The following is a 3,410-nucleotide window of genomic DNA, read 5'->3' on the forward strand; positions in this document are numbered from 1 at the left end:
GGCCCCGCGACCTGGTCGGCATCGGCATCGGACCGTTCAACCTCTCGCTGGCCGCCCTCGCCCACCCGCTCGCCGAACTCGACACCGCCTTCTACGAACAGCGCCCCGGCTTCGACTGGCACCCCGGCCTGCTCATCGACGGCGCCACCGTCCAAGTCCCCTTCCTGGCCGACCTGGTGACCCTCGCCGACCCCGCCAGCCCCTGGTCCTTCCTCAACTACCTCAAGGACCGCGACCGCCTCTTCCCCTTCTACTTCGCCGAGCGCTTCCACATCCAGCGCGCCGAGTACGACGCCTACTGCCGCTGGGTCGCGGGCAGCCTCCCCGGACTCCACTTCGGCCACCAGGTCGACGCCGTCCGCTTCAACCCCGAACGCGACGTGTTCGAGGTCGACTTCACCCAGCTCGACAGCGATGGGGAAGCGGAAGCCCTCGGGCGGACGTACACCAAGAACATCGTCCTCGGCGTCGGCACCGCCCCCTACGTCCCCGACCCGCTCAAGCCCCTCGTCGAAGCCCCCGGCGTCCCCGTCATCCACGCCGCCGACTACCTCGCCCACCGCGAAACGTTTCTCGCCGCCGAGCACATCACCGTCATCGGCTCGGGACAGACCGGCGCCGAGGTCTTCCTCGACCTGCTCCGCCACCGCCCCGCGGGACACGAGAAGCTCCACTGGATCGGCCGCAGCGAGGCCTTCGCCCCCATGGAGTACTCCAAGCTCGGCCTGGAGCACTTCACCCCCGACTACACCCGCTACTTCCACTCCCTTGCCGAACCCGTCCGCGACCGCCTGGTCACCTCACAGTGGCAACTCCACAAGGGCATCGACGCCGACACCATCGCCGCCATCCACGACGAGCTCTACCGCCGTACGATGCACGGCGGTTGGCCCGACGCCGTCCTCACCCCCGGCGTCCGCGTCCGCACGGCGGGCAGGATCGCGACGACCAAGGTCGAGCTCCACCTGGAACACCTCCAGCAGAACACCCGCTCCCGCCTCACCACCGACGCCGTCGTCCTCGCCACCGGCTACCGCGAACGCCCCCTCGGCCGCATCCTCGCCGGACTCGACCCCTACCTGCGCCGCGACAGCGCCGAACGCCCGCGTATCGACGACCAGTTCAGGCTCGTCCTCGACCCTTGCGTCACCGGCTCCGGCTGCCAGGTCTACGTCCAGAACGCCGAACTCCACACCCACGGCGTCGGCGCCCCCGACCTCGGCCTCGCCGCCTGGCGCAGCGCCACCATCCTCAACTCCCTCACGGGCAAGGAGCCTTATCCCCTTCCCGGCCGAACGGCCTTCACCACGTTCGGTCTTGACCCCCAGGCCCAGATCCCCACGGCCCGCCAGGCCACCCGCACTCTCACCCCACTCGTCGAAGGACGCTAGAAAGGGGCCCGGCGGCAACCAGAACCGCCGGACCCCTCAGAAAACCGAACGCGTTAGAAAACCGGCGTCCCGTTCCGCGTCAACTTCCAGTCCACGGACGCGAAGTCAGCCGGATCCAGCACACCCTTCGCGGTCACCCACTCCGCGATCCGCGTCCGGATCTCCGTCGACTCCGCCCACACCTCGGTCGCCGACGCCACATGCGGGAACGCACCGCCGCCGTTCGCCCGGTAGTTGTTCACCGCCAGCACGAACTGCTGCGCGTCGTCCAGCGCGGCACCGTTGTAGGTGAGGTTCTTGATCCGCGAACCCGCCGCCTGCGCGATGTCGATGTCGTACGAGAACCCGGACACGTAGTCGTAGTTGTAGTCCGGACGGCCGTTCGCGTTGGTCAACTTCTCCGTGTCGATCACCGAGTCGGCGGCCGTCTGCACGAAGTACTCCGCCGAGTACTCCAGGTACGCCCGCACCTGAGCACCCGTCAGCAACTTCGCGACCAGCGTGTTGTCGTACACGTACAGACCCGACAGATCCCGGATCGTCACGTTGCCCGCCGGGATCTCCGAGGTCCGCGAGAACGGCGACGCCTGCGCGATCACCGGCAGCGACGCGTACGCCGTCCCCACCAACGCCGCCTTCACCACGTCCTCCTGGACCTTGGTGATGAGGTCGATGATCGGAGCGTCCTTGTACCGCGCGTCGACCGTCGTCAGCGTCGCCGTCGCCGTACCGACCACCTGGTTGACGTACTCCACGACCAGCGCGTGCTCGTCCTTCAGCAAGCGCGTGATCTTCGGATCGTCCGCGACCGTCTTCGCGTCCCGCAGCGACGCCGTCACCGACTCGACGGTCCAACGCCCCTTCTCGAAGACCAACTCGAAGTCGAACACGCTCAACCGCTCGGCGTAGCACAGCGGTTCGGACAGCACGACGGTCTTGCCCGTCGCCGTGTTCGTGACCTTCAACTCGGGGATCTCCACATGCGCGTGGCCCACGAGAATCGCGTCGATCCCCGGCACCTGCTGCGCGACGAGCGCCGCCGAGTTCTCCACGTACGGCAGCTGATCACCGTACGACGACGTCCCCGACGACCCGGAGTGCGCCGACACGACGACGACATCCGCCCCCATCGACTTCAGCTTCGGCACCCACTTCGCCGCCTGCTCCTCAAGACCCGGGAACGTCAACTTCCCCTGCACATACGCCTTGTCCCAGATCGCGATACCCGGGTTCGTCAGCCCGAGCACCGCCACCTTCACCGGCGGCGCACCCGGCACACGGAACGTCTTGATGAAGTACGGCGGGAACGCCGGCTTCAGCGTCTTCGCGTCCAGCGCGTTCGCCCCGAGCAGCGGGAAACGGCACTGGTCCTCGAACTTCCGCAGCGTCTCGATGCCGTAGTTGAACTCGTGGTTGCCCAGCGCCGCCGCGTCGTACCCGATCGCGTTCATCGCCTGCGCCATCGGGTGCACCGGCCCGCCCTTGGCGGTGATCGGGTCCACCTTCGCGAAGTAGTACGTCAGCGGAGTGCCCTGGATCGTGTCGCCCGCGTCCAGCAGCAGTGTGTTCCGCCGCCCCTTCTCCTGGCGGATCTGGTTCACCAGGGTCGACACCCGCGCCAGACCCATCGCGTTGCCCTTGGCGTCGGAGTACTCCGCGTCCTTGAAGTAGTCCCAGTTGAAGACATGCCCGTGCAGATCCGTCGTCCCCAGCACGGTCAGCGAGTACCGCTTGGCGGGCTTGCCCGGCTTCTTCTTCTCCGCGGCCTGCGCCGCCGGAGCCGCCGCCGCACCGGCCAGCGCGACCCCCGCACCCGTCACGGCGGACTTCTTCAGGAACTTCCGGCGGTTCAAGGGCATGTCTGGCTCTCCTCGGGAAACGGTCAACGACGCGCGTAGATTCTTACTCGCTTCTTACCGCACGCGACAGATCCCGCAGGTTTCGATCTGATGACCACCAGACCGCACACCTGACAGAGTGGGACGTATGACCACCCCCGCCCCGGACGACCACCAACCC

Annotated in this window: 2 protein-coding genes; one reads left to right on the forward strand and one right to left on the reverse strand. The window is 67.6% G+C overall.

Annotated features, from left to right (window positions below):
- Positions 1 to 1,391, forward strand: a 1,391-nt coding sequence (locus ACNFOC_RS52475) for a lysine N(6)-hydroxylase/L-ornithine N(5)-oxygenase family protein (RefSeq protein WP_416966038.1), incomplete at its 5' end; no start/stop codon positions are given.
- Between the two features lie 53 nt (positions 1,392 to 1,444).
- Here ACNFOC_RS52475 and ACNFOC_RS52480 read toward each other — a convergent pair.
- Positions 1,445 to 3,250, reverse strand: coding sequence for a bifunctional metallophosphatase/5'-nucleotidase (locus tag ACNFOC_RS52480; protein ID WP_416966039.1), 1,806 nt, complete (start codon positions 3,248 to 3,250; stop codon positions 1,445 to 1,447).
- Between the last annotated feature and the right edge of the window lie 160 nt (positions 3,251 to 3,410).

Origin of the sequence: Streptomyces colwelliae, assembly GCF_048158785.1 — a bacterium.
Lineage (GTDB): Bacteria > Actinomycetota > Actinomycetes > Streptomycetales > Streptomycetaceae > Streptomyces.

Coding starts and splice junctions, on each gene's coding strand:
- ACNFOC_RS52480 (WP_416966039.1), bottom strand. CDS start 3,250: ATGCCCTTGAACCGCCGGAAGTTCCTGAAGAAGTCCGCCGTGACGGGT.